At 57.2% G+C, this 26098-nt stretch carries 23 protein-coding genes and 1 pseudogene; 15 read left to right on the top strand and 9 right to left on the bottom strand.

What is annotated here, in order from left to right; genetic code table 11:
* Positions 1-32 precede the first annotated feature (32 nt).
* Positions 33-437, bottom strand: coding sequence for a peptide-methionine (R)-S-oxide reductase MsrB (gene msrB / locus ACTIDN_RS08225; protein WP_415507673.1), 405 nt, complete (start codon positions 435-437; stop codon positions 33-35).
* A gap of 248 nt (positions 438-685) precedes the next feature.
* Here msrB and ACTIDN_RS08220 point away from each other — a divergent pair, with 248 nt between their 5' ends.
* Complete coding sequence (locus ACTIDN_RS08220) at positions 686-2155, top strand: cryptochrome/photolyase family protein (RefSeq protein ID WP_441376660.1); 1470 nt, start codon at positions 686-688, stop codon at positions 2153-2155.
* A gap of 3 nt (positions 2156-2158) precedes the next feature.
* Here the strand turns inward: ACTIDN_RS08220 and ACTIDN_RS08215 are convergent, their stop codons facing one another.
* From ACTIDN_RS08215 to ACTIDN_RS08205, 3 genes are all read right to left on the bottom strand, one after another.
* A complete protein-coding gene (locus ACTIDN_RS08215; protein WP_415507671.1) occupies positions 2159-2884 on the bottom strand; it encodes a helix-turn-helix transcriptional regulator in 726 nt (241 codons plus the stop codon).
* 119 nt (positions 2885-3003) lie between these two features.
* Positions 3004-3588 carry an acyl-homoserine-lactone synthase gene (locus ACTIDN_RS08210; RefSeq protein ID WP_415507670.1) on the bottom strand — a complete coding sequence of 195 codons (585 nt, stop codon included), beginning with the start codon at positions 3586-3588 and terminating at the stop codon, positions 3004-3006.
* Between the two features lie 113 nt (positions 3589-3701).
* Positions 3702-4697 (bottom strand): energy transducer TonB, encoded by a 996-nt coding sequence (locus ACTIDN_RS08205; RefSeq protein ID WP_441376659.1) that lies wholly within the window; start codon positions 4695-4697, stop codon positions 3702-3704.
* 231 nt (positions 4698-4928) lie between these two features.
* On the opposite strand from ACTIDN_RS08205, the gene ACTIDN_RS08200 reads away from it, so the two are divergent.
* Positions 4929-5354: a DUF2946 family protein gene (locus tag ACTIDN_RS08200; protein WP_441376692.1), complete on the top strand. Its 426-nt coding sequence runs from the start codon at positions 4929-4931 to the stop codon at positions 5352-5354.
* Between the two features lie 85 nt (positions 5355-5439).
* Positions 5440-7647: a TonB-dependent receptor gene (locus tag ACTIDN_RS08195; protein WP_441376658.1), complete on the top strand. Its 2208-nt coding sequence runs from the start codon at positions 5440-5442 to the stop codon at positions 7645-7647.
* 97 nt (positions 7648-7744) lie between these two features.
* On the opposite strand, the gene ACTIDN_RS08190 is transcribed toward ACTIDN_RS08195, so the two are convergent.
* Positions 7745-9199, bottom strand: coding sequence for an NAD-dependent succinate-semialdehyde dehydrogenase (locus tag ACTIDN_RS08190; RefSeq protein ID WP_441376657.1), 1455 nt, complete (start codon positions 9197-9199; stop codon positions 7745-7747).
* 323 nt (positions 9200-9522) lie between these two features.
* On the opposite strand from ACTIDN_RS08190, the gene ACTIDN_RS08185 reads away from it, so the two are divergent.
* The gene (locus ACTIDN_RS08185; protein ID WP_441376656.1) at positions 9523-11985 is read left to right on the top strand and encodes a TonB-dependent receptor; all 2463 of its coding nucleotides are present in this window, start codon (positions 9523-9525) and stop codon (positions 11983-11985) included.
* 11 nt (positions 11986-11996) lie between these two features.
* Complete coding sequence (locus ACTIDN_RS08180; RefSeq protein ID WP_441376655.1) at positions 11997-13118, top strand: glycerophosphodiester phosphodiesterase; 1122 nt, start codon at positions 11997-11999, stop codon at positions 13116-13118.
* 65 nt (positions 13119-13183) lie between these two features.
* Here the strand turns inward: ACTIDN_RS08180 and cobU are convergent, their stop codons facing one another.
* Positions 13184-13735 (bottom strand): bifunctional adenosylcobinamide kinase/adenosylcobinamide-phosphate guanylyltransferase, encoded by a 552-nt coding sequence (gene cobU, locus ACTIDN_RS08175; protein WP_441376654.1) that lies wholly within the window; start codon positions 13733-13735, stop codon positions 13184-13186.
* Between the two features lie 58 nt (positions 13736-13793).
* On the opposite strand from cobU, the gene cobT reads away from it, so the two are divergent.
* The 4 genes from cobT (at position 13794) to ACTIDN_RS08155 (ending at position 16827) form a co-directional block, all read left to right on the top strand.
* Positions 13794-14837, top strand: a complete 1044-nt coding sequence (gene cobT / locus ACTIDN_RS08170; RefSeq protein ID WP_441376653.1) for a nicotinate-nucleotide--dimethylbenzimidazole phosphoribosyltransferase — start codon at positions 13794-13796, stop codon at positions 14835-14837.
* A 1-nt stretch (position 14838) separates the two neighbouring features.
* On the top strand, positions 14839-15654 hold the full coding sequence (cobS, locus tag ACTIDN_RS08165; protein WP_441376652.1) for an adenosylcobinamide-GDP ribazoletransferase: 816 nt from the start codon (positions 14839-14841) through the stop codon (positions 15652-15654).
* 198 nt (positions 15655-15852) lie between these two features.
* The gene (locus ACTIDN_RS08160) at positions 15853-16080 is read left to right on the top strand and encodes a CbtB domain-containing protein (RefSeq protein WP_415507662.1); all 228 of its coding nucleotides are present in this window, start codon (positions 15853-15855) and stop codon (positions 16078-16080) included.
* A gap of 21 nt (positions 16081-16101) precedes the next feature.
* Positions 16102-16827 carry a CbtA family protein gene (locus ACTIDN_RS08155; RefSeq protein WP_441376691.1) on the top strand — a complete coding sequence of 242 codons (726 nt, stop codon included), beginning with the start codon at positions 16102-16104 and terminating at the stop codon, positions 16825-16827.
* Between the two features lie 15 nt (positions 16828-16842).
* Here the strand turns inward: ACTIDN_RS08155 and ACTIDN_RS08150 are convergent, their stop codons facing one another.
* Positions 16843-17445 (bottom strand): histidine phosphatase family protein, encoded by a 603-nt coding sequence (locus ACTIDN_RS08150; RefSeq protein ID WP_441376651.1) that lies wholly within the window; start codon positions 17443-17445, stop codon positions 16843-16845.
* Complete coding sequence (gene cobD, locus ACTIDN_RS08145; protein ID WP_441376650.1) at positions 17442-18599, bottom strand: threonine-phosphate decarboxylase CobD; 1158 nt, start codon at positions 18597-18599, stop codon at positions 17442-17444. The genes ACTIDN_RS08150 and cobD overlap by 4 nt, the downstream gene beginning before the upstream one ends.
* On the opposite strand from cobD, the gene cbiB reads away from it, so the two are divergent.
* The 6 genes from cbiB to ACTIDN_RS08115 all read left to right on the top strand — a co-directional run bounded on the left by cbiB (position 18598) and on the right by ACTIDN_RS08115 (position 25228).
* Entirely contained in the window at positions 18598-19587 is a 990-nt protein-coding gene (gene cbiB, locus ACTIDN_RS08140) for an adenosylcobinamide-phosphate synthase CbiB (protein WP_441376649.1), read from the top strand. The two genes, cobD and cbiB, sit on opposite strands and share 2 nt — an antisense overlap.
* Positions 19584-20222, top strand: a complete 639-nt coding sequence (gene bluB, locus ACTIDN_RS08135) for a 5,6-dimethylbenzimidazole synthase (protein ID WP_441376648.1) — start codon at positions 19584-19586, stop codon at positions 20220-20222. The genes cbiB and bluB overlap by 4 nt, the downstream gene beginning before the upstream one ends.
* A 446-nt stretch (positions 20223-20668) precedes the next feature.
* A complete protein-coding gene (locus tag ACTIDN_RS08130) occupies positions 20669-21133 on the top strand; it encodes a nuclear transport factor 2 family protein (RefSeq protein ID WP_441376647.1) in 465 nt (154 codons plus the stop codon).
* Between the two features lies 1 nt (position 21134).
* Positions 21135-21695, top strand: coding sequence for a TetR/AcrR family transcriptional regulator (locus ACTIDN_RS08125; RefSeq protein WP_441376646.1), 561 nt, complete (start codon positions 21135-21137; stop codon positions 21693-21695).
* Between the two features lie 245 nt (positions 21696-21940).
* Complete coding sequence (locus ACTIDN_RS08120) at positions 21941-23788, top strand: hypothetical protein (RefSeq protein ID WP_441376645.1); 1848 nt, start codon at positions 21941-21943, stop codon at positions 23786-23788.
* Positions 23789-23935: 147 nt separating this feature from the next.
* Positions 23936-25228 carry an MFS transporter gene (locus tag ACTIDN_RS08115; protein WP_441376644.1) on the top strand — a complete coding sequence of 431 codons (1293 nt, stop codon included), beginning with the start codon at positions 23936-23938 and terminating at the stop codon, positions 25226-25228.
* Between the two features lie 80 nt (positions 25229-25308).
* On the opposite strand, the pseudogene ACTIDN_RS08110 reads toward ACTIDN_RS08115, so the two are convergent.
* Positions 25309-26046: pseudogene (locus tag ACTIDN_RS08110) on the bottom strand (NAD-dependent dehydratase); the annotation flags it as partial.
* Positions 26047-26098: the final 52 nt, after the last annotated feature.

Genomic DNA, 26098 nt, shown 5'->3' with positions numbered 1-26098 from the left:
GGGGTGGCCAAAGCCACCCTGCAAGAGAGAGGTCAGGCGTCTTCGGGCTCATGGGGGACAAAATCCAGCGCAAGACCGTTCATGCAGTATCGCTCCCCTGTGGGCGGTGGACCATCAGGAAAAACATGCCCCAAATGCCCGTGACAGTGAGCGCACGTTATCTCCGTCCGGACCATGCCGTGGCTGCTATCCTGCCGACTGGTGACCGCCCCAGTAAGAGGTGCATAGAAAGACGGCCACCCGCTCCCGCTTTCATATTTTGTCTCGGAAGAAAACAAATCCGCCCCGCACCCCGCGCACTGATAAATACCATCACGCTTTTCAGCGTTGAGCGGGCTGGTGCCCGGATATTCCGTGCCGCGCTCACGCAGGATATGTTCCTGCTCCGGGGTGAGAAGGCGCGACCCACAACGGCCGGTAGAACAGCTTTCTGCCATGGCTTGTCTCCTTGATTGCTCGTGCAGTGTTATTGATAACGGAAGGCTTGAGCCGTTTTTCAACCACCCTGACACTCCGGGCGTGTACATCACCTCGTCAGTCTCAACACCCCAAAATCGTACTGCCGTCCCGTTTTTGGCTGGAGTGTGACGCCGTTAAACGCGCGTTTACTGTATAGGTTGCAGGCTTTCTTCTTTATTTTATCACGCAGTTGTCAGCGTTCAGAAAAACGTGACAGGGTGCGCGCATGAGCACACAGAGCCCCTCCGCACCCCCTGTTCTCGTCCTTTTCCGGGATGACTTCCGCCTGACCGATAATCCGGCACTTCACATGGCCAGCACGACAGGGCAGCCGATTGTGTGTGTCTCTGTGCAAGACCCGGCCACCCGCCGTGAGGGGGCAATTGGCTGGTGGCTGGACCAGTCCCGCCACGCTCTGGCAGAGGCTCTGAAGGCACAAGGTGGAGAGTTGCTGACCGTTGAAGGCAGCACGCCAGACATTATACCGGACCTTGTCACGCTCTTTAAAGCCGACACGGTACTGTGGAACCGGCGGTACGACCCTATTGGCAAAAAGCAGGATACAGCACTGAAAACCACCTTGGGGCTCAGACATATTACCACTCATTCGCTTTCCGGCCGCCTGCTACATGAACCTTGGGCGGTGCAGACAGGGAGCGGCCAGCCTTACAAGGTGTTTACAGCATGGTGGCGCGCCGCGCGTGAATTGGGCACACCGGGCCGATGTGTGCCTGCTCCATCATCCCTCTCTTTTGCCCCGTGGCCTGCTGCGGTGCAGGCGCTGGCCAGCAAAGCAGCCGCCACACCCGCACCAGCACTACCCGAGGGTGCGGCTGACGCCGCGATGGACTGGCCCTGTACGGAAGCCGATGCACAGGATTTTCTGAAAGACTTTGTAGAAGACAATGTAGCCCGCTACAGCACGGAGCGCGACCGACCGGACAAAGACACAACATCCCGCCTTTCCCCCTATCTGCGCGCCGGGCTGATCTCTGCGCGGCAGGTGTGGCACAGCGTAGAAACCGCCATTGAACAGAATGGTGCCATTTCAGAAAACGCATGGACTTTTCTTTCAGAATTAGGCTGGCGAGACTTTGCATACATGCAGCTTTTCTACCAACCCACTTTACCAACAGAAAACCTGCGACCTGAATTTAATGACATGCCCTGGCATGATGATGCTGCCCTGCTAAAAGCCTGGCAGCATGGCCAGACCGGCTATCCGTTAGTGGATGCAGGTATGCGCCAGCTTTACCAGACGGGTTGGATGCACAACCGGGTCCGTATGGTTGTGGCATCCTTCCTGACCAAACATCTGCTGACAGACTGGCGTAAGGGAGAAGTGTGGTTTCATCAGCGGCTTGTGGATGCAGACCCGGCACAAAATGCGATGAACTGGCAATGGTGTGCTGGCACCGGCATTGATGCCTCACCGTGGTTTCGTATTTTTAACCCGGTCGGGCAGTCTGAAAAGTTTGATCCATCGGGTGCCTATATCCGAACATGGGTGCCTGAACTGCGCCACCTGCCGGACAAACTAATCCATACTCCATGGAAGGCTGATGCCGCCCTGTGCCGCCAAATTGGCCTGCACCTTGGTACAACCTACCCGCACCCGATTGTGGACTTAAAAGCTGCCCGCGCCATTGCGCTTGAGAGTTACAAGAATTTACCAGCGCGGCAAAAGGAAGAGTGAGTTTTAAATAAGCCCGCGCCGGACCCCTAATGCAACAGCACCACTGGTGCTGGATGCCCCAAGCTTGTGCCGCGCAATACGCAAATATAGCCTGACAGCCGGTTCTGACAGTTTAAGGCGGTGGGCTATCTCCTTACCCAGCAACCCTTCCGATGCCAACTTCAGGCACTGGGTTTCCCGTCTGGACAGTTCCATTGTTTGCTCAGGAATCAGTTTGTTCAGGCGGGCAAAGCTCTCATGCACATAAACGCCTAACACCTGATAGTCCCGCACGTAATTGACACGCTGCGGGCCGCTGAAGGTATCTGGCGCTTCACTTGTAATGGTAAAAAGGGCGTTTTCGCCCCCTAGCCCACGCACAGGCAAGCTGAGCGCTGCCTTGCCGAGGTCAAACTCCTGAGACTCCGTGAACAGTTTTTTCTGTTCAGGAGTGTCGATGGTCAACTCGCTCCACTCAAATGGCAGGATGGAGCGCAGTCCCCGCCGCACAACAGGATCAACCTGTACATACCCGTTTTCCAGATAACGATTAACCCACTCATCCGGGTATGTGGCAAAACCGGGAATATCCAGCAGTGGTTTGGCGGGGGTACCTAGATAGTGATAAACTGCATGTTGAAGGCCACTTTTAAGCGGCAGCACCGCCATAATAGCCTTCAACTCTGGAAGTGTTTTTGACTCCACAATCGCAGCGATAAGATCCTGCATAATACGCGGGGGAATAAGCATTCTCTTCGCTACAAACTTTCACTCGGGAGAAACCGTCTGCTTTCTTGTCAAGAATGATACAAAATATATATCGAAATACAAGTTGTTACACCTTACCTGACTAATTAATAATGAATGTATCAAAAAAGCATTGCCTGCCGTTCTGCCATGTGCCGCATAGCGCGCGGGGTTACGGTCCACAGACCAAGGCAAATATCGCCAATTTCCGGTTTTGCCTGTGACAGAGTGGTGGGTTCCCAGCCGATACGACGGTAAACGCGGGTCATACCTTTATAATAAATGCCGGTAATCTGGCTGATGCCACTTTCAAAAGCCGTGCGGCATAGCGCTTTGGTCACATCAATGGTTACGGAACGGCCAGCTGGTGTGGTGCTTTCAACCGTGGAGCACAGGCGTGTGCATTCCCATACATCCGGGCTCACAATATCCGGGCAGTCGTCAAAAAAAGTGTGAAATTCCTGCCGCAGCATGGTGGGGCCGGTCGTTGGCAGAACGCGCAGAGATGCTGCATGTTGCCCGCTCTCGTTCAGGGATACAATGTAGAGAGGGTTGTATTCCCGGTCGTACTCATCTTCTTCCCGCCCGTGCCGGACATCAACATCCCACCCCAGCCGTTCTCCAAAAACAAGTGCCCGAGCCTGAAGCATCTTGTCATAGACACTGGCATAGTCATGACGTTCTTCGTAAGAAAAAGTGTAGAGCATGTCTGCCTCCATTGCGTTTACGACGGAGAAAAAACGCTCTTAGCCATCCTCTTTCAATCTAGCGATACTGCTATAGTGCACGCTTTGCTGAACGGGACTATACTGTCTGGCTTTTATTGAATGTGAAACCCTACCGGAATACGCCCAACCAGCGCCCCGTTTTCGGGCGGTGTGCAGGTTAAGGTCCGTGCTGCCAGTAGAGCCTGTTTATCAAGATCATCATAGCCTGTGCTTTGCGTCAGCCGCACAGACTGCACGGCCCCGGTGCCTGCCAAGGTCACTTCCACCACAGCTTCCCCTTCCTCGTGCAAATGGCGCGCCATGGGGGGATAGTATGTTTGTGGCGGTGTGCAATGAAGCTTGGGCACACCCCCACCTTTTGCAGCCTGCGCGGTCGATGCTGGAGCGGGTGGGAATGCTGTACCCTGTTGGTGTGGTTGCGGCGCAACCTGTGCCGGAGCCGCATGAGGCGCTGGAGGGGCCACGCTCCGTTGAGGCGTTTTATCGTGCATCATGACAGGCTTGGCTGTCTTCCGGCCCTGCCCAGCAGGAGCCGCTACGGACATATGAAGGGGCGGCACAGCCATGTCTGGCAGCCTGTCCGTTACGTCTGGCACGGCGGGAGGGGCTGCTGGTGGAGGTGTATCCTCCATATCCATAGGCGGCATATCGGCCAGTTTGGCAGGTGGCGTTGACGGCGGCGCAGGCGGCTGAGGTTGTGGCGCAGGCTGGGCTGGTGCGCTGGCCCGTGTTTCAAACACCATCTGCACAGCGCGCTCTCCCGGCGCAGCCAGTTGGGCCGGGTGCATGTGGTGCCCAAGCAGGCACAGCGCCAGCAGACCATGCGCCCCCAAAGCCAGACCTAAGGCAACGCGCCCCTTATACCCGCCACGCATACGCGGTGGTGAAAGGCTGGCCGCTGGCAGAGGGTGCGGGTCTGCCCAGACAGTTTGAGGAGGCGTACCAACTGTGCCCGCAAACCCCATAGTGCGTGTAACACCAGCCAAGGGGCAGGCAGGCGGCTGCGTACTCTCGGTCGCATTGGCGCAAAGGCCTGTCCGCCCTGACACGAAAGAAGAACGCTCACCCTGCTGTGTTGCTGCGCACATATCGGTCCTCACGGCACGTCTGCATTCACCCTGTTGCAAAGTGTCGGCATATCCTTATACGGTGTGCCCCACCTTGGCCTAGCCTGATATGAACGCCCTGCGGCGCTTCAACGCTGGATCACAGAGGCGCTGCCCTGCGCCCAGCACAGAGCAACGCCAGCACATATCATGCATGATGCGCTTACGCCTTCCTGCGCCATGATGCAAAATCTGGAGTTTAGACCCTTAGTCATGTTCCATCCCTCTCACCCGCTTGCTAGGCTGCTAAAATGGCCGCTGGTCGCGGTGACGATGATGGGCTTTCTGGGCCTTCTCGCACTTCAGAGTTTCTCCTTACCAGACGAAATGCCCCGCGCGGCCATGGAGCGTTTGCTCGGGGTTGATATTGCGCCAGCCCCTGCTGGCCATAGCATGATGATGCATCATGGCATGTCCATGGCCACCATGCCGCAGCATACCCACCATCATCATCACGATGGTACGGAAACCTGCCCGCTTTGCCCGCTGCTCTCACTCCCCGCAGCGCTGCCTTTGGGGCTGGTGCTCCTGCCCCCCCTCGTTCAACGGTGGATACGCCGGGGTAGTCATGCCTCACTCCCGCGTGCACCACCCATTGTTGTGCTGGGCCTCCCGCCATCACACGGGCCACCTGCCTGATTTCAAGCGCTTTTTCCGGCCTCTTTCTGTTGTGCAGCACAACTGGAAGCAGGCTTTCTTGCCTTGTTTTCAGGACATTCTTCTGATGTTTACTTTCTTGAACCACCGCCGGGGGGCTGCCTCCGCATGGGTGTTTGCCGCGCTGTGCGCCACTGCCATAACCCCCTTGGGCTGGCCCACTGCCCACGCCCAGACCACCGCACCACAAAGCAGCGTTGTCACCCTGCCTCGGCTTGATATCTCCACCAACGCTGAGGAAGAGGACACCACATCCCTCTCCGATGCTCCGTTGAGTGCATCCTCCCCCGATGCCAGCACACAACGTATGTCCCGCCTGTCCAGCCCGGATGCCTCATCTTTGTTCCGTAACCAGCCGGGGTTCAGTTCTTACGGTGGAGGACGGCTAGCCAATCTGCCTGTTTTGAACGGTATGGCGGATGACCGCGTGGCCACCATTGTAGATGGTGTGCGTATTGCCCCCGCCTGCCCCAACCACATGAACCCGGCTCTGTCTTATGTAGACCCGGACAGCGTACAGACAGCCACCAGCATTGCCGGACTAACGCCCGTCAGCAGTGGTGGGGACAGTCTGGGCGGGACCATTGATGTTGAGCGCGCAGACCCGCGCTTTGCCCGCAAAGGCAAGATACTGGTAACAGGCCGAGTGCGCGGCACGTACCGCAGCAATGGGGGGGGATATAGTGCGGCGGGGTCCGTCACTGTCGCCAATGACCTGTTCAGCCTGCGCTACAATGCGTCCTACGACCAGTCCGGCAACTACCGTGGCGGCGGTGGCATGGGGGTTGTACACTCCACCAGCTACCTGAGTTACAACCACGCCGTAACCGCCGGAATGCACAAGGACAACCACCTGCTTTCCGTCACCTTCGGCCAGCAGAACGTGCCGCATGAAGGTTTTGCCAACCAGTTTATGGACATGACCAACAACCGCTCCACTTTTGTGAACGGTAAATATAACGGGTCCTTTGACTGGGGTGAGCTTGAGGCCCGAGGCTACTGGCAGCGCATCACCCACGCCATGGATATGCTGGGTGACAAAGGTGGGCACTCCGCCACCACCGGCATGCCCATGAACAACGATTCCCGGTTGGCAGGATACTCCCTAAAAGCCACCATTCCACTCGCTCCCAACCATACCCTCAAGCTGGGCAGCAGCTTTGACCATCAAGGCCTGAAAGACTGGTGGCCACCCCTGATGGGTAGCATGATGATGGGGCCTAATACCTACAACAACATCAATAACGGCCACCGTGACCGGCTGGGCCATTATGCGGAGTGGGAAGCCCACTGGACATCTCGCGTCTCAACACTTCTGGGCTTCCGGAATGATCTGGTCATGATGAATACGGGCGATGTCTCCCCCTATTCCTGGACCGGCATGATGAACATGGCAGATGCCATGGCAGCCCGTGCTTTCAACGCCCGCCGCCGGGGCCGGACCGATGTGAATTTTGATGTCACCGCCATGGCACGCTGGCAGGCAACGGACAGCTTTACGCTGGAAGGCGGCTATGCCCGCAAGTCCCGCGCACCAAACCTGTATGAGCGCTACGCTTGGGGCATGGGCAGCATGTCCTCCTCCATGATCGGGTGGTTTGGGGATGGCAACGGCTATGTTGGCACTATTGACCTGAAGTCTGAAGTTGCAAACACAGCCAGTGTCACGCTGGACTGGCACGACCCAACCACTGCCAATAAATGGGGGCTGAAGGTCCAGCCCTATTACTCCTACGTGCATAACTATATTAATGTTGTGCAGCTCAGCACTTTTACTAACGGTCGGCACAAGCTACAATTTGCCAACCACAACGCCCAGACTTACGGCATTAATGCCTCTGGCCATTATACGCTGTGGGATACACCTAAATTTGGTAAGGGCGAATTTACCGGCGTGCTCAACTGGGTGCGTGGGCAGGATAACGTAACCCACAGCGGCCTGTACCACATGATGCCCCTTAACGGCACAATAGCAGTGCATGAAACCGTAGGGCCGTGGAAAGGCCGTGTGGAAATGAACTTTGTCAAAGCAAAGGACAGTGTGGATTATCTCCGCACCGAACCCCGCACACCGGGCTATGCCCTGCTCAACCTTGGCGGCAGTTATACTTGGAAAATGCTGACAGTAGATGCCGGGATCGATAATATTTTCAACCAGCCCTACTATCTGCCGCTCGGTGGCCTGTCGTTAGGAGACACGCGCTATATTAGCTATACTCGCGCCCTGCCGGGCATGGGCCGGTCCTTTAATGTCAGCCTGTCTGCAACGTTCTGAAAAACCAGTTCACAAGTAAAACCTTTTAAACTCCCACTAAAAAGGGGCGGCACAGTGTGTGCCGCCCCTTTCTTCTTACACCCAACAAAAACCGGACTTAGAAGTCAGCTTTAGCCTGCTCGCTGGAAACCAGCTTGATGTAAGTATGTGCCCGCAAAGCTTCTGGCCCACCTTCCGTGCCGTAACCGGAATCCTTAATGCCGCCAAAAGGTACTTCCGGCACCCCAATACCATGGTGGTTTACAGCCACCATACCGGCTTCAACCTGTTCACCCAGCAAACGCTGTGTGCGCTCATTCCGGGTATAGACATAAGCTGCCAGACCATAAGGCAGGCGGTTTGCTTCCTTTACGGCGTCCGTCAGGGAGGAGAATTCCGACACAATGGCAAGCGGGCCAAAAGGCTCTTCCTGCATCACCCGCATGGACAGGTCTGGGTTTAGAATAAGCGTGGGCGGGAAAAAGCAGCCGCCATTTGGCAGGGCTGTGTCTGGGTGCCACACCGTAGCGCCATTTGCGCGCGCATCTTCCACCAGTTCCTGCAAGGCTTTGACCCGGCGGCTGTTGACCAATGGCCCCATGGTCACGCCATCATCCACCCCGCGGCCAATTTTCAGGGCGCTCATACGGGCCTTGAACTTGTCTACAAATGTCGAGGCGATGCTCTGTTCAAGCAGGAAGCGGGTTGGAGCAATGCACACCTGACCGGCGTTGCGGAACTTGGCGGCTGCCAGACGTTCTGCTGCGGCATCCAAGTCTGCATCAGAACAGACAATAACCGGAGCATGGCCACCCAATTCCATTGTTACCGGCTTCATCTGCGCACCAGCCAGAGACGCCAGATGCTTGCCGACCGGTGTAGAACCCGTAAAGGAAATTTTCCGCACAACCGGATGGGCAATCAGATATTCTGAAATTTCAGCCGGGTCACCATAGACAAGAGACACAGCGCCTGCCGGAATACCGGCATCCAGAAACACACGCAGCAGTTCAGCGGGGGATGCAGGGGTGTCTTCCGGCGCTTTAACAATAACGGCACACCCGGCCCCAAGGGCCGCACCCAGTTTGCGGGCAATCTGGTTAATGGGGAAGTTCCACGGCGTGAACGCCGCTACAACGCCAACAGGGCGGTGCAGCACCCGCTGCTCAACATGCGCAACGCGCGGCGGCACCAGCACATCGTTCAGGCGGCGACCTTCCTCGCCAAAATACTCGATAACCCCGGCAGCACCGTCAATTTCCGCCAAAGCCTGCGCGAGGGGCTTGCCCTGCTCACGGCTCATGATACGGGCAATGCTCTCCGCACGCTCACGCAGCAGGTTGGCCGCACGCCGCATAATAACAAAGCGGTCCCACGCCGTAAGGGTGCGCCAGGCTTCAAAACCCTTTGCAGCGCCCTCTGCTGCCAGCGCCAGATCTTTCTTGGACGCATGAGCAATCTTACCAATTGTCTCCCCTGTTGCAGGGTCCTGCACAGGGAGCGTCCGGCCATCGGCTGCATCTTGCCATTTTCCAGATATCAGAAGCTGGACGTTCAAAAATTCATCTGACATGCGCATCTCTCATGGTTCTGGAACAAACAGGCCGGTCTGTCCTTGCTCATTCTCCTCTTGCACAGAGCATTATCATCCGCCGAGTGCAAGGGTGGCCCTACTGTGCTGCCATAAAAGCCTGAGCCCGCCAGAGGTTTCCCCATTCGAAAAACGTGGAAAGTCAAGCGCAAAGAACACCTAAACTTTTTTTCAAGATTCAGTGTGGTGACCCGATCACAAAGCGCACCAAACGGCCATTTTCATAAAACTGTCACTCTTATTTCAACGCCTAGGTTTTTAAGAAGCGGGCAGGTTTTCACTCCCTGATAGGGCACAGCATCTTGATGCGATTCTCTCCGTCGTCCCGCCGCGCAGCACTCTGGCTGTTCTGTTCCCCTCTGGCAGTTTCCGTGGCTCATGCCGCCACACCATCACCTCATCACACGGCCCGCAAGCCGCATGGTCATGCTGCTACGGCCCCTGTTGCCCAGCCTGCTGCCGCAACGCCGGTAGCGCCCGCCGCAGTCACGCCCAAACGGCGTTCTGCGCCTAAAGCGGCACAGGCATCCGGTTCTGAACAGATTATTGCAACAGGCCGCCACAGCCGCTCAGAACAGACGGTTGGCCATTTGCAGATGCAGCGTACGTTGCCGGGCATTAACCCCATCAAGTCTCTGCAAATTCTGCCGGGTGTTGTGTTCAACAACGCTGACCCGTGGGGCAATAACGAGCAGAATTCATCACTGTTCATTCACGGTTTTAACCAGAACCAGCTTGGCTATACGCTGGACGAAATTCCGCTGGGTGACCAAGCTTACGGTAACTATAACGGCCTGTCCCCCCAGCGTGCGGCCATTAGTGAAAACTTTGCCTCTGCCTCCGTGGCAACAGGTGCCGGTGCGCTGGGTACAGCGTCCACCAGTAACCTTGGCGGCACACTTCAGTTCACCACACAGGACCCGCTGCACCGCGCAGGTGGCCAGTTGAGCCAGACCTTTGGCAGCTTCTCCACTTTCCGCACCTTTGCACGTATTGACACGGGCGACTTCGGGCACGGCAACTCCGCCTATGTGTCATGGGGCCGTCAGGACGCACGGGCGTGGGACTTTGCTGGCCATCAGGGTGGCAATCAGGTCAACGCCAAGTTTATGCATGAAGATTCCAAAAACAAGGTTAGCGTCTTCTTTGACTGGGCGGAGAAAGTTGAGCCTAACGAAGACGGCATTGTCATGCCCAATGGTGGGTCACTTTACGTGCGCCCGTTCATGTACCCCAACTTGAACGAAGCCATAAAATACTATCAGAATTCACCAGAATATAAGAATGCGGGCCTGAATTACCGCAACTATTACTCCGCCGCGCAGCGTCAGGATTACCTGATGTATGCTAAATGGCACCATGACTTCAGCGCCAACCTGAAGTGGGACACCAATATCTATTATCACCATGACATGGGTGAAGGTGTTGTGGCTGGCCCTATTACGGCTGCTGGTCTGCCTACGCTGTTCTCCGCCTACTTCCCCAACCAGTCTGCCTCTCAGTTGTCAGATGTGTTTGGTGGCTCTGGCATGGCAACCCGTACCACGGAATATTGGGATAACCGTGGCGGTATCATGACCAGCCTGAAATACCATCTTGGCAAGCACCACATTGAAGTGGGCGGTTGGTACGAGCGCAACAACAATACGCAGGCGCGCCGCTGGTATCCGTTTGATGCCTCCAACCCCACCACGCCGTATGACCGCCAGCAGGATGCGCTGATCAAGCAGTACACCAACTATTTCTACACCAATACCTTTACCACGCACTTGCAGGACAACTGGCAAATTTCAAAGAACTTCTCTTTGAATGCCGGTTTCAAGTCCGAGCTGGTTTACACCAACGGCACACTGCCGGTTGCTGGTCTGCCCGGTTCTCTCTCTCCTGCAACAGCCATTACGGTTCCCGGTGGCACCATTGCCGCCGTGCGCCCCTTCCTGCCGTCTTTCGGCGCATTGTGGAATATTACAGATCATGAACAGTGGTTTGCCAATATTCAGGAAAACATGCGCTCCTTTCAGGCAGCGGGCTACGGTAACGCAACCCCGTGGGGTGTAACCAGCCAGCAGGCATTTGAAGACTTCAAACGCAACGGCAAACCTGAAACCTCATGGACGTATGAAACCGGCCTGCGTACCAACCGCCATGTTAATGCAGGACCTTTGACCAACATTAGCGGCCAGCTTGAATATTACCATGTGCACTTCTCCAACCGTCTGCTGGCTGTAGCATCAACCCAGACGCTGTCTTCCATTGTGGGCAGTGCCACAACCCTGACCAACGTGGGTTCTGTCTCCACCGACGGGATGGACTTCTCCTTCACCGCCCAGTTTGGTGAGCATTTCTCTTTCTACAACGCGCTGTCCTACAACAAATCCGTTTATAATGATGATTACATGAACGGTAACACACGCGTACCAACCGCCAACAAAAACGTGGCTGGTGTTCCTAACTGGACCGAGAAATTCGTGGCTTCCACGCGTTGGGGTGACTTCAACGCCCAGTTTGTTGGCGATGTTGTAGGCAAACGCTACACCACCTTCACCAATGATCTGCACGCCAATGCCTACGCCCTGTTCAGCCTGAACGCCGGCTATGACATTCGCGGTATTCCTCACGTGCGGTCTCTGCGGGTGCAGGGTAACATTACCAACCTGACGAACGAGAAAGGCTGGTCCACCATCAACACCAACAATGCTGCAGGCCAGTACACGGCCTTCCCGATTGCACCGCGCATGTATTTCCTTACACTGAGCGCAACATTCTAAGGGAGCGCATTATGGCTGGGTTTTCACGCCGGACCATTCTGACAACAACTCTGGCAGCACCTTTTGTTGCCCGCTTTTCCGGGGGTCGCCACGCTGTGGCGGCCCCTTCCCTTGCGCCCCGGCCACTTGTGTTTGCACACCGTGGCTGCTCTGCCCAAAGGCCTGAGCACACTCTGGCATCCTACGCAAAAGCCATTGCTGATGGTGCAGATTTTGTAGAACCAGACCTTGTACCCACCAAAGATGGTGTGCTGGTTTGCCGCCACGAAAGCAATATTGCGGCCACAAGTGACGTCTCCTCCCGGCCTGAATTTGCCAACCGCAAACGCACCCTGACCATTGATGGCAGGCAGGAAACGGGCTGGTTTACAACGGACTTCACACTGGCTGAGCTGAAAACCCTGCGCGCCTGTGAACGCCTGCCGCAACTGCGGGCGCACAACACCCGCTACAACGGCCATTTTGACATTCCCACCTTTGAGGAAATGATCGATTTTGTAGCCGCTGAAGCCGCTGCACGGGGCCGCACAATCGGGCTTATTCCCGAGGTCAAGAACTCCACGCACTTCCATGCTCTTGGCTTCAACCCGGAATCAACATTCCTGAGCATTATTGCGGCCCACACCTACACCCGCTACGCGCCGCTGGAAGTACAGTCCTTTGAGACAACCAACCTGCGGTCTCTCAACAGCGCAGTAAAAGCCATTAACCCACAGGCCAGAGTGATGTTCCTGATGGGCGAACGCAACGCCACACCGCCAGACCTTCTGGCCAAGGGTGAAAAAACAACCTTTGGCGACCTGATGAAACCTGAAGGGCTAAAAGAAATCCGGAGTTATGCGGATGTCATTGGCCCGTCCCTGACAGACCTCATCCCACGGGATGCGGACGGAGCCTGGCAACAACCTACCACATTGGTGGATGACGCCCACGCGGCAGGCCTGCTGGTGCATGCCTATACCTGCCGTCCGGAAAATGCTTTTCTGCCCAAGCAACTTCGGAATGCGGACGGTCCGGCTACACGCAATGTCGCGGGGTCCATAGCTGAAATCCGCCGCTATCTTGATATGGGGCTGGACGGCTTTTTTACCGATGATCCTGCTATTGGTCGCAAGGCCGTAGATCGTATCTGATAGACTTTACTCGGCTTGAAAGGCGGGGTCTGGGTAGTCCGGGCCCCGCCTTTTTTGTGGCCAGCCTATTTCAAAACAAGGGGCAGCCCTGCCGCCACAAACACAACATGCCCAACCTGTGCAGCCAGTTTCTGGTGCAGAATACCGGCTTCATCTCTAAACCGGCGGGCCAGTGGTGTATCTGGCACAATACCTAACCCCACTTCGTTCCCGACCAAAACGGTAGCCGCTTGCCGCTTGGCCAGCGCCTGCACAAGCTGCTGTGTGGCTGCGGCAATATCACGCTCTTCCAGCAACAGGTTTGTTAGCCACAGGGTCAGACAGTCCAGCAAAAGGGGTTTTTCTGCATAGGCTTGCATCACGTCTGCCACGGCAAAAGGCTCTTCCACCGTCAGCCAACCGGGCGCACGGCTGTGCTGATGATGGGCTATGCGGTCCTGCATTTCTGTATCAAAAGCGCGGCCGGTGGCCACATAGACCCATGGGACTGGCAGAGCCGTTATCTGTGCTTCAGCGTAGCGGCTTTTGCCTGAACGTGCGCCGCCCAGTACCAGCGTGGCATGGTGTAGCCCTGCCTGAGGGTCTGCCTGTTGTGCCTTGAGTTCCTGCCCGTTCATGCGCTACCCGCTTTCTGGTCCCGTTTGCATGGGCGCGTATAACAGCACAGAAAGAGCCATGCCATCTTACACTCGCCCCAACCCTGATACAGTTTTTTGCAGCATGGATGCTCTCCGTGCCTCCTGCCTTACCCTGCCGGGTGTCTCACCACAGGCGCAGCACGCCATTGCGGAGCGGGAGGCAACACTCACCAAACCCGCGGGAAGTCTGGGCCAGCTAGAAGAGCTGACCGCATGGCTGGGTGGCTGGCAACAGCGTGCCACCCCACAACTAGAGCATGTGCAGGTGCTGGTGTTTGCGGGTAATCATGGCGTTGTGGCGCAAGGGGTCTCGCCATGGCCGCAGGATGTTACTGCGCAGATGGTGGGTAACTTCCGGCACGGCGGAGCCGCCGTGAACCAGCTTGCCCGCGTGGCAGAGGCCACCCTGAGCGTTATTCCCGTAGCAGACCTCCGCCCCACGGCGGATTTTACAACTGCGCCCGCCATGACCGTCCCGGAGTTTCTGGCTGCGGCCCGCACCGGTTATGACGCCGTGCCACAGCAGTGTGACCTGCTGTGTGTGGGAGAGATGGGCATAGGCAACACCACCGCCGCCGCAGCGCTTGCCGCCGCCTTGTTTCATGGTGACAGCCTGTCATGGGCCGGACGTGGCACCGGGCTGGATGAGGACGGCGTGCGCCACAAAGCCCGCGTGATAGACACCGCCCGCGCCCTGCATGCCCATAGCCTGACAAACCCCCTTGAGGCCGCACGCCATGTAGGCGGGTATGAATTGGCTGCTCTGTTAGGGGCGGTTCTGGCCGCGCGCCACGCCCATATTCCCGTGCTGCTGGATGGCTATGTCTGCACCGCTGCGGTGGCACCTCTGGGCTGCCTCAACCCGCAGGGGTTGGCGCACTCATGGCTGGCCCATTGCTCTGCCGAGACCGGGCACGCCAAGCTGGCGGCTGCCCTTGGCCTTTCCCCACTTCTTGCTCTGGGGTTGCGGCTGGGTGAGGCATCTGGTGCGGCGCTGGCCATTCCGCTTGTACGCGCCGCGTTGGCCTGCCACACGGGCATGGCAACGTTTGCCCAAGCCGCGGTCTCGGAGCGGACATAGCATGACCAAGCTGGGTCTGCTCAGCCAGACACGGCAGGACCTTGCGTGCGGCCTTGGGTTGTTCACCCGCCTGCCAGCGCACTGGTTACTGCCTGCTGCGTTGCGGGGTGCCCTTTCCCCTCTTGGCCGGTCCATCTGGTGCTGGCCGCTTGTCGGGGCGGGTATTGGAGGTGTTACAGGGCTGCTGGGCTGGGGGCTGGAACATCTGCTATCCATCGCAGCCCTACCCGCTGTAGCGCTGGCTCTAGCGTTTCAGGCAGCACTCACCGGCGCTTTTCATGAGGACGGGCTGGCCGATATGGCCGACAGTTACGGTACCCACTCACGCGCATGCAAACTGGAGATAATGCGGGACAGCCGCGTGGGCAGTTACGGTGTTATTGCCTTGTGTGTGTGTTTTATTGTCCGTGCAGGCGCATTGGCGGCCATGCCAGCGGTTGCTCTGGTCCCTGCCCTTATGCTGGCGGGTGGTTTTGCCCGCTCCGGCTTGCTGTATACCGTTAAAGCACTCCCACCCGCACGGCCTGATGGCTTAGCCCGCTCACTCAGTCCCCTGCCCCGCCTGCCATTTGTCATGGCACAAACCGCCATGGCTGTGCTGGTTATGCTCTGGGCCGTAGTGTGGCCACACGTGGCCACACAGCATGGCATCCTGCCGCTCGTGTTGCCTCTTGTGGCAGCCTGTGTAGCCCAGATATGCGTGACCTACGCTGCCCACCGCCAGCTTGGTGGCTATACGGGCGATGTGCTCGGCGCCACAGCCTGCGTTACGGAAGGACTTGTGCTTGCGGCCCTGACCGCGAGTTTTCAGCCCTGATGCCTGCACAGCAGGAATTGACTCTGCACCTCAGACCCGTCAGGCTAGAGAAATGTTTATGGAGAAGCTGGTGAGAGTCCGGCACGGTCGCGCCACTGTAACCTGCATGCACGTCACTGTGCATCCCGCAGGAAGTCAGACCTCCAGAGCCATTCTTTTCAACCGCGGAACGCGTTCTTGCCAGCGGAGCCAACTATCATGTCTTACTCAGCCCCTTCTTCTCGCGTAGCCTCTGTTACGGGTGCTGCTCCCATTGCCATTCCGGCCAAGGCGCTGCTGCCATGGGCCATGTTTGGCCTGCTGCTGTCTGTCATCATGCTGTATTTTGTCGGCGCAGAACAGGGTGCGCTTTCCCTGATCTCCGGTCAGGAAGTGCATGAATTTGTGCATGATGGCCGCCACCTACTCGGCTTTCCCTGCCACTAACCGCGGCAGATCCTTCCCATGATAGCAGGACGTTTGCTGGCCCGCGGCATGATTGCGGGCTGCGTTGCTGCGGCTCTAGCCTTTGTATTCGCCCGTATTTTCGGCGAACCACAGGTTGACCTTGCCATTGCTTTTGAGGCCGCCCGCCATGGAGCGGAAGCCCACCAACACATGGCGGAAGCTGAGCCCGTAAGCCGCGCCGTGCAGGCCAGTTACGGGCTGCTGACAGCCGTTGTGCTCTATGGCACAGCCTTTGGAGGCCTCTTTTCTTTAGTCTTTGCCTATGCGTATGGCAGGCTGAACACGTGGTCCCCCAGAGCGCTGGCGCTTCTTTTAGCCGGAGCGGGATTTCTGGTGTTTGTGCTGGTTCCAGACCTCAAATACCCGCCCAACCCACCTGCGGTAGGAACACCCGCCACTCTGGCTTTCCGGACAGGCACCTACTTTGCCATGATCGGGCTTTCCGTGAGTGTTGCCGTTATTGCCACACTGGTCGGGCAAGCGCTTACCCGTACACGGGGCGCGTGGTCCGGTAGCTTATGGGGGGCTGGCCTCTTCCTTGTCCTCATGGTGCTGGTGCAATCTGCAATGCCAGACGTGAATGAGGTGCCCGCAGGCTTTCCCGCCCTTGTGCTATGGCGCTTCCGTGAAGCATCTATCGGAATGCAGCTTGTACTCTGGAGCAGCATGGGCCTGCTGTTCGGCGCGCTGGCAGAACGCGCTCTGGCAAGCGCCCCTACACGGTGATAAGCAAAATCCCCGCTAGAGTTCAGGCAGTGTGACGCCGTACTGCCTGACTCGCCATAAGCCTGCATGCCGCGTCAAAACGCTCAGGCTTTTTGGTTCTGCATCCAGGCGGTTTGCAAGACTACAGTCGCCACCAAGAGCATGCACAGCCAGAGCCCGCACAACCGCAGGGCGGGCCACAAGCAACACCCGGCCGTGCAAGGCGGCCCCTTCCACCCAAGCCCCAATACGGGCGTGAAAAGCCCGCATGCTTTCAGCACCCTTAGGGGCATAATCTGGCTCCTGCACAAAGCGGACCAACTCCTGCGGTGGCACATCCCGCAACGCCAGCCCATGCCATTGTCCGTAAGAGCGATCCTTCAACGCGTCCTGCTGCACGAGCGGTACAGCAGTGGAGTTCGCCCATGTGTCACGTTGCACGTCTGGCGCGCACACCACGGCAGCGGGCCGATATAGCGGGGCAATATAGCCCCAAATACGTGCAAAATCTGGCAGATGCCCTAATGCGCAGCGCGCCGGAATAAGCCCTGCTTTCATGCCCTCCGGCACATCTGTTGCAAGGCAAATCAGCCGGAAAGTCGAGGTATTGCTGGCAGGTGAAGAGTCTTGCTGGGTCATCCGGCATCCTGCCCGCGTTGAGGAACCGCATTGTGCTGCCAGAGGCGCAAGGCCCACGACAAGCGGTGCCATGCGCCTTCTTCTGCTGGCAGGCCAATCCGTAAGTGGTCAGGCTGATGCGCAAAAATGCGGGTTACAACGCCATGTTCACACAAATGCTGCCATAGCTGCGCCGCGTTGGGGTGCACAACCAGAGTAAACAGGCGGCACTGCCCTTGGCACACCAAGCCTGCCTGACCCAGCAAACTGACCAAACGCTCATGGGCCTGTGCCGCCTGCTGTGCGGCCATGCTCTGCCATGCCGTATCCGCCAAAGCCTGCTGCCCCAGCGCCAACGCCACCGTGCTCACGGGCCAACTCCCCATGACAGCCCGCACACGCTCCACCAACTCTGGCGCTGCCAGCAAAAACCCTAACCTGACACCCGGCAGCCCATAGGTTTTCCCAAAAGACCGCAAAACAATAAGGGCAGGATGCGGCAGAGCAGATGCAACGCTCTGGCCTTCAAAGTCTGCAAAGGCCTCATCCACCACAAGGCTGTTCCCGTGCTCAGCACATCTGTCTGCCAGATGGCGCACCCAATCGGCGGGGAGCAGGCGTCCGTCCGGATTATTGGGGTTACACAGCACGCACACAGTACGCGGCTGGGTGGCCGCGATGGCCAGAGCCTCCGGAGTGAGTACGCGCGTCACACATTTGGTGTGCAACCGCCATGCCTGCTCATGGCCGGAATAGGTGGGGCCTAGAATGCACACCTGCTCAGCCTGTAACAGGGTGGGAAGCAAAGCTATCAGGTTCTGACTTCCAGCCCCTGCGGCCACCATGCTGGCATTTGCCACACCATAGGCCTCTGCTGCCAGACGGCGCAGTGTGGCCTCCTCATGCTCCTCCGGCAGGCGGGTCAGGCAGGTTAGATCCGGCATCCGGCCCGGATAAACAAAGGGGCTAATACCGGTTGAAAGGTCATAAACAGGCTGCGGGGCTTGGGGAAAATACTGCATGACCACCTGAACCTGCCCCCCATGGGCAGGCAATGGCACCATGCGTCTGCTTGGGCCGGGCACACCACACGTGGTAGAAGCGTCCGGCACCACCGCCTGATGCTGTTCTGCCTGCTGCCCTGCTGGCCAAACCTGTGAGCCGTCCCCCCGCATGTTGTTTTTTCCCCTCTCCGTCTGTCTGCCGGTTGCCGCCCTTGCTGCTCTGCTTGAAGCATTCTGGGGCTATCCGCAGGCTTTGGTCACAGCCATTGGCCACCCCGTTATGTGGGTAGGCGCTCTTATTGGCAAATTGGACACGGCACTCAACCTGCCCGTTTATTCCGAGACCAAGCGCCGGTGGCTGGGTGTACTGGCTTTGGTCCTTATTGTGCTGCTCCCCTTGTGGCTAACCGGGGTTGTGCTTCGTGAAGGCTACGCCTTGCTGCCCGCCCCGGCCATGCTGGTGCTGCAAGCCATCGCCACCACAACACTTGTCGCGCAGAAGTCACTCTGGACCCACGTTGTGGCGGTGGGCAAAGGCTTGCGGCAGGACGGGCTAGCCGGTGGGCGACGGGCTGTCAGCCAGATTGTAGGGCGGGATACAAGCGCACTGGATGAAAGCGGGATTGTACGCGCCGCCCTTGAAAGTCTGGCCGAAAACTTTTCGGACGGCATAGTGGCCCCGTTATTCTGGGCGGCCCTGTTTGGTTTGCCTGGCGCGGTGTTTTACAAATGCATCAACACCGCAGACAGCATGATTGGCCACCTGACGCCTAAACATGCTGCCTTTGGCATGGCCGCCGCCAACCTGGATGACTGGGTTAATCTGCCTGCCTCCCGCCTTGCGGCCCTCTGCCTTGTGCTGGCCGGGCCTGCTGGCACACGGCGGCAGGCATGGCAGGCTGTGCGGCAGGATGCACCCCGCCACCGCTCCCCCAATGCCGGATGGCCGGAAGCCGCCTTGGCAGGCGTGCTCGGCCTGCGCCTTGCTGGCCCACGCGTCTATGCGGGTGTGACTGTGCAGGATAGCTGGATGGGCAATGGCAGCCCCCACGCAACGCGGGAAGACCTTGACCGCGGGCTGGTCGTATATCGCCGCGCGTGTGCCATTCTTATCCTGCTCTTGCTGTGCGCGGCACTTCTCTCCATGATTGAAGCATGAGCGCACCGCATTTTTCACCCGGCTTTCAGGCTGAGCTTCAGCAGCTTTTCACATGGCGGCGAGATGTACGCCATTTCCGCACAGCCCCTGTGCCAGAGACCACACTGGAAGGCTTACTGCACACGGCCTGCCTTGCCCCTTCCGTAGGACTCAGCGAGCCATGGCGTTTTGTGCGGGTGGATGACCCCAGCCGCCGCGGGACCATACGCGCCAATTTTGCCCGTGCGAACACGGCAGCCCTCAGCGGCCAAAGTGGTGACAATGCCCAGCGTTACGCTACCCTGAAGCTGGCCGGGCTGGATGACGCCCCACACCAGATTGCCGTGTTTTGCGATACAGACCCCTCGCAGGGCCGGGGGCTGGGGCGCGGCACCATGCCGGAAACCACGGTGTGGTCCGCTATCATGGCGATCCACACCTTCTGGCTGGCGGCTGCTGCACAAGGTATCGGGGTGGGGTGGGTGTCCATTCTTGACCCGGCTGAAGCCGCATCCACCTTATGCGTCAACCCCAACTGGCAGTTTCTGGCTTACCTGTGTGTTGGGTACCCGCAGGAGCAGGCCGACACCCCCGAACTGGAACGCAAGGGATGGGAACACCGCAACCCGGCCCGCAGAGTATGGATTAACCGCTGAGACAGCCACCTGCTTTTTGTTCAAAAACAGTCTGAAAAAATCATGTTTTTGAGGCACTTATTTTCTGAAACTCTGTTTTTTTAGTCACACGTTACAAACTGCTTGAAAAATAGAGGCATGACACAAGAAATATCTACACTCATTTTTAAAGAGTGAACTTTCATCGGGCACCCGACGGCGCGTCACGCAAATTATTGCTCATCACGCTCCCCTGTTGTGCTGCTACAGGCTTTTACAGTGTTTCTACAATAATATTTTTTGGAGTCTTTCCTGTAAAAGCCTAGGCCTGCACTGTATTTATATCATGAATACCAGTGTCTCGTGCTTAGGCGTGCCATACGCCACGCACTATGCCTCGGCTTAGCACACACTTCTTTTTTTCTTGCACCTGAGCCAAGGTTCTGTACCAAATGGTACAGAGGAGCCAACTGGTACAGGAGCGGCTGATGTCAAAACCACCCTTTCCCCCCTTCACGCTTGAAACTGCCACACAAAAAGTTCGTGCTGCCGAAGATGCGTGGAACAGCAAAAATCCGGATGCTGTGTCACTCGCTTACACACCTGAGTCTGTCTGGCGGAACCGCACCAGCTTTCTGCAAGGAAGGGACCAGATAAAAGAGTTCTTACGCCAGAAGTGGGAAACCGAGCTGGAGTACCGGCTGGTCAAAGAGCTCTGGTGTTTTCATGAAACGCGTATTGCCGTGCGCTTTGCCTATGAATGGCATAACGCTGAGGGGCAGTGGTTTCGCTCCTACGGCAATGAAAACTGGGACTTTGCCGCAGACGGCCTGATGCGCTGGAGGCTAGCCTCTATCAACGACCTGCCAATTACCCAGCAGGAGCGTAAATTTCTTTGGCAGGGTGCGCGCAGACCCGATGAGCACCCCGGCCTGTCCGCCCTAGGCCTGTAACATGGCACGCGCTAACGCGGAAAAAGCCGATCTCCTGCCCTGTCTGGCGGAGGTTTTCCGGACCTATGGGTACGAGGGGGCCAGCCTGGCCCTCATTTCCCAAGCAACGGGTTTAGGCAAAGGCAGCCTGTATCACTTCTTCCCCGGCGGGAAGCAGGAGATGGCAGAGGCTGTGCTGGCTGAAATTGATGCGTGGTTTACTGCATCCATTTTCACACCCCTGCGCACTACACCCAATGCGGCTCACGCCATAACAAACATGTTTGCCGCAACCGCCGCTTATTTTCAGTCCGGTCAGAAAATTTGTCTGCTTGGCCTGATGGGATTAAGCGAGACACGGGACCGCTTTGCACAGTGCATTTCTCTTTACTTTCAGCACTGGATAACGGCTTTACAAGAGGCCCTGCTGCGGTTGGGGCATGACGCGCACAAGGCCCGCACACTGGCCATTGGCAGCATTGCCGCCATACAGGGCGCTTTGGTACTGGCCCGCGCCCTGAACCACACAGACACTTTTAACAGCGTTCTGGCTCAGGCTGAACAGGCCTGTCTTACACGCTGACAAACCCTGCTTTTTCAAGAAACTGTCTAACTCTCACCGCTCATTGTGCTTTAAAATTAAATTTAAACCGCCTATTTTGTTATAACATTTGCGCGAGAATTCGCGTATGACACAGCTCTGTTTTACGAGTCTGCCACACTGGTAGTTTGCCAAGTTTTGACGTGAATCAATGTGCAGCGTGCATCAGGGCTGCATCATGCGTCAGGGCTTTCCTGGCAAAGAGAGCAACCGCAAAAGGGTGTATTGTGAAATCTGCTGCATCAGACAGTATTGTCTCGAAATTAAAGCTGGACAGCAAGCTTTTGCTCGGAACACTCCTGTGCTGCCTGGTCAATAAACCGGTTTTTGCTCTGGCGGATGATGCGCAGGAACTGGCGGCCATTAAAGCGCAGATGCGGCTGCTTGCGGCACAGGTCAACGCCATTGAGCAACGGCAGGCCAAGCGCAAGGGTAGCAAGACACAAACGGCTGCGGCCTCCACCAACCGCAGCACACACGCCCGTACCCTTGTCACCAGTGCTCCGGCAGACCCAGCTATCCGTTTTTCACCAGACCCCGCTGGCACCACCCGCATGGCATCCGGCGGGTTGCCGCTTCACTCCCACGGCAATACCAGCAACCCTCTGGGGTTTGAGTGGCTGCCCACGCAGGATGTGGTGGCCCACGGCCATTCCGCCATGGACCTGTCCTCATCCAGCCCGTCCTCCATTACGCAAACCTCGGTGGACCATCTGCCGCCTATTTTTTCAATCGGTGGTATCTCGGTCAAACTGGGTGGGTTTATCGAACTCTCCAACATCTGGCGTGACTCCAACATGACGGCAGGCCCAGCCACCGCATGGGGCAGCTTCCCTTACGCCAACAGCCCTAACCACGGCCTGAGCGAGGAGCGCCTGTCTGCCCAGCTCTCCCGCGTCTCCATCCTCATGGAAGCCAATCCCACCAACGCCATCCGGCTTCAGGCCTATATAGAGAGTGACTTTGGGGGCGCTGCGGGCACCAGCAACAGCGTGCAGATTAGCGGTTACACCCCCCGTATGCGGCAAGGCTATTTTACCTTCACGCAAAAAGACTGGGGCTTCCACCTGTTAATGGGTCAGGCTTGGAGCTTGGTTACCAACTACTCTAAAGGGCTGCTGCCCAGAAAAGAGCAGCTCCCTGCCGTGACGGATAACAACCAGATTCCGGGCATTGCCTTTACCCGCGTACCCCAGATCCGTATTGGCAAGGACTGGCACGAGAAATACTGGCTTGGCCTGTCTCTGGAAGACCCGGAAGCCACATTCAACTTCTCATCCTCCGTACCGTCTGGCGGTACTCTGCCAGCCGCCTATGGGCAGACGGCTGGCACCCGCGTTTATTACCAGAATGCTGGCGGTGTGCTCCTGAACAGCGGCACCAATTATACCTACAACCCTGCGCCGGATATTGTGGTGAAAGCGGCGGCTGACACCAGTTTTGGGCATTATGAGGTGTTTGGTCTGGGCCGCTGGTTCCGCTCGCTCTCCGTGCTTCCCGGTGCTGCCACATCCAAAAAACATACCAGTTTTGGCGGCGGTGTTGGCGCAGGCATGACCACACCGCTCGGCACCAAAAAGCTGCAACTGGCTGGTAACATTCTGGCAGGGGAAGGGGTGGGCCGTTATGGGCCTTCCCTGCTGCCGGATACCACCTTCAACGCCCATGGCCAGCTTACCCCTGTACCGGAAATCATCGGGTCTCTGGGGTTGATCGGCCATCCCTCCCCTTCCGTGCTGGTTTACACCTATGGTGGTGTGGAAACCTCTGGGCGCAAAAGCTATCTGGGGGCAGACGGGCGTAACTATGGTTACGGCGTAACCGACCAGAACCTGAGTGGCTGCTCCATTGAATTTGGTGCCTGTAACGCCCAGACCCGCACGCTGGCCTCCCTGACCACAGGGGGCTGGTGGCACTTTATGGATGGCCATTACGGAAGCCTGATGGCTGGTCTGCAATATACCTATATTCGGAAGTTTGCTTTCAAAGGCACCAATGGTGCGGGCAGCAACGTCTACCCCACTACATTTGGTAACACAGTGTATGTAACCTTCCGGTATCTGCCTTTCCAGTAAAGTTGTTTTTCTGTGAAGATTTTTTAAAAGGAGATAAAAAAGCATGAGCTTAAAAAACTCCCGCTTTACCCGTCCGGGCTTTTCCTGAGAACAGGGTATTTTGTAGTTTTCTCTTTCACATCTCTTAATAAAAGACTGGAATTTTCCATGTCGGGTTCATCTTCCCAAGCCAGCCCAGCGCCTACAGCAACACCGGCTGCACAGCCGCAAAAAATACAGCCACTTTATGTTCTGGCGTGGTTTTTGTGCGCACTGTTCTATTTTTATCAATATGCCATCCGTTCTGCTCCCGGCATTATGCAGGATGAGCTGACACAGGCTTGGGGCAACAGCCATCTGGGCCTAATGATTGCCTCTTACTACATTGTCTATGCGCTGGCGGCACTGGCTGTAGGGGTGCTGCTTGACCGCTACGGTGCCCATGCCACCATGCCGGTTGGTATCAGTATTACCAGCATCGGCTGCCTTATCTTTGCACAGGGCAGCCTGGGCGCGGGGCTTGTGGGCTATGTTATTCAGGGGCTTGGAGCAATCTGTGCCTTTGTTGGTTCATCCTATGTGGCGGCCCGCTATCTGCCAGCCCGTACACTCGCCCTGTTTGTTGGGCTGACACAGTGCCTTGGTATGGCAGGGGCAGCCTTTGGCTCCAAACCCACACGGTTGCTGATTGACCCCAACGGCTCCTTCCATATTCCGTGGCAGACGGTCTGGCTGGGCTTTGGCATTCTGGGCGTTTGCCTTGCCGTAGCCACATGGTTTGTCATGCCGCGGGATTCAGGCGACAGCGCAGACCATCACGGCCACTTCTCCTTTGCCAACCTTGTGCAGCCTTTCCGTATTATCTTCAGCAACCCGCAAAGCTGGTACGCTGGTATTATCGGTGGGCTGCTGTTTGTGCCAACAACCATTGGCGCACTGGGCTGGGGTGCCTCCATGCTCAACAAGGGTGAGCATGTGAGCATGGCTTTTGCTGCCTCCGATGTTTCCATGGTGCCCATTGGCTGGGTGATCGGCTGCCCGCTGCTGGGTTGGATTTCTGACAAGATTGGCCTGCGTAAACCTGTGCTGATTGGTGGCGCTGTTGTGCTGCTGGCCGCCTCTCTCTGTGCGCTGTATCTGCCTGTTGGCGTTATGCCGCGCTACTCTGTTGCTCTGGTCATGGGTATTGCTTCCGGCGCAGCCATGATCCCCTTCTCCACCATGAAGGAAGTCAACCCACCGCAGGTTAAAGGCACCGCTGCCGGTGTCATGAACTTTCTGGTGTTTGGGACAACCGGTGTGCTTTCTCCGCTTGTCTCCGCCCTGATGGCGGGTGGCAACACGGATAGCATGGCGCTGTTCCACCGGGCTTTCATGCCGCTGGTTATCGGTATTGTTGTTGCCATTCTGCTTTCCTTCCGCCTGCGTGAAACAGGGTGGAAAGTGCAGAAACATGGCTAACCCTCACAGTTTTTAAAATCGTTTCATTATAAAGGGCTGCCAGAGCACTGTTCTGGCAGCCCTTTTTTACTGGTGTGCTGTTACGGAATAAACTGCTCCGCCCGCAACCGCTCAAACACATCCAAAAACGAGGCCGTGCTGTCCTGATAAGCTGTAAACCCGGCAAGGCGGCTTTTGGTCATATCGGTTACACACTCAACAGGTCGTCCCAGATCAGCATCCGTATGCCAAGCGGAGGCGAGGCGGTTTAGGTCTGGCTCACGCAAATGGTGTCTGGCAGCAATATCCGCCCACAGCGAGGCATCCTGCGCCAGTTTAGGCTCCAGAGGCTGCACCTGCTCCGGATAGGGGGCAGCCTCCAGCCCAAACCACGCTGCCAGCCGCGGCCATAACCACTTCCAGCGCACAACATCCCCATTCACCACATTAAACGCCTGATTTGCTCCGCATGCTGAGGTTGCGGCCCATACCAGTTGTGCGGCGAGCTGCCGTGCATCCGTCAGATCTGTCAGGCCATGCCATTGCACCGCGGAGCCCGGAAAAACAAAGGGGCGGCCTGTCTCCCGGCACAGGGTAGCATAAACAGCCAGTGTGCTGGCTATGTTCATCACATTGCCAATGGCATACCCCACAACAGTATGGGGGCGGTGCACACTCCATGTGAAGGCGTATTTCTGCGCGGCTTCATACAAAACGTCCTCCTGCGCGTAATAGAAATTTTCTACGCTTAGGCGCGGCATATCTTCCCGGAAAGGCGTTTCAGGCGCAGCACCCTTTGCATAAGCCTCAAAAGGGCCAAGGTAATGTTTAAGGCCTGTAAGAGCCCTTTTGGAAATTCGCTATGATAGGTTTTCAAGAGGTTTTGAGCGT

The organism is Acetobacter sp. (assembly GCF_052102375.1).
Taxonomy (GTDB): Bacteria; Pseudomonadota; Alphaproteobacteria; order Acetobacterales; family Acetobacteraceae; genus Acetobacter.
Note: the sequence above shows the minus strand (reverse complement) of the source record. Positions and strands in the feature narration are given on the sequence as shown.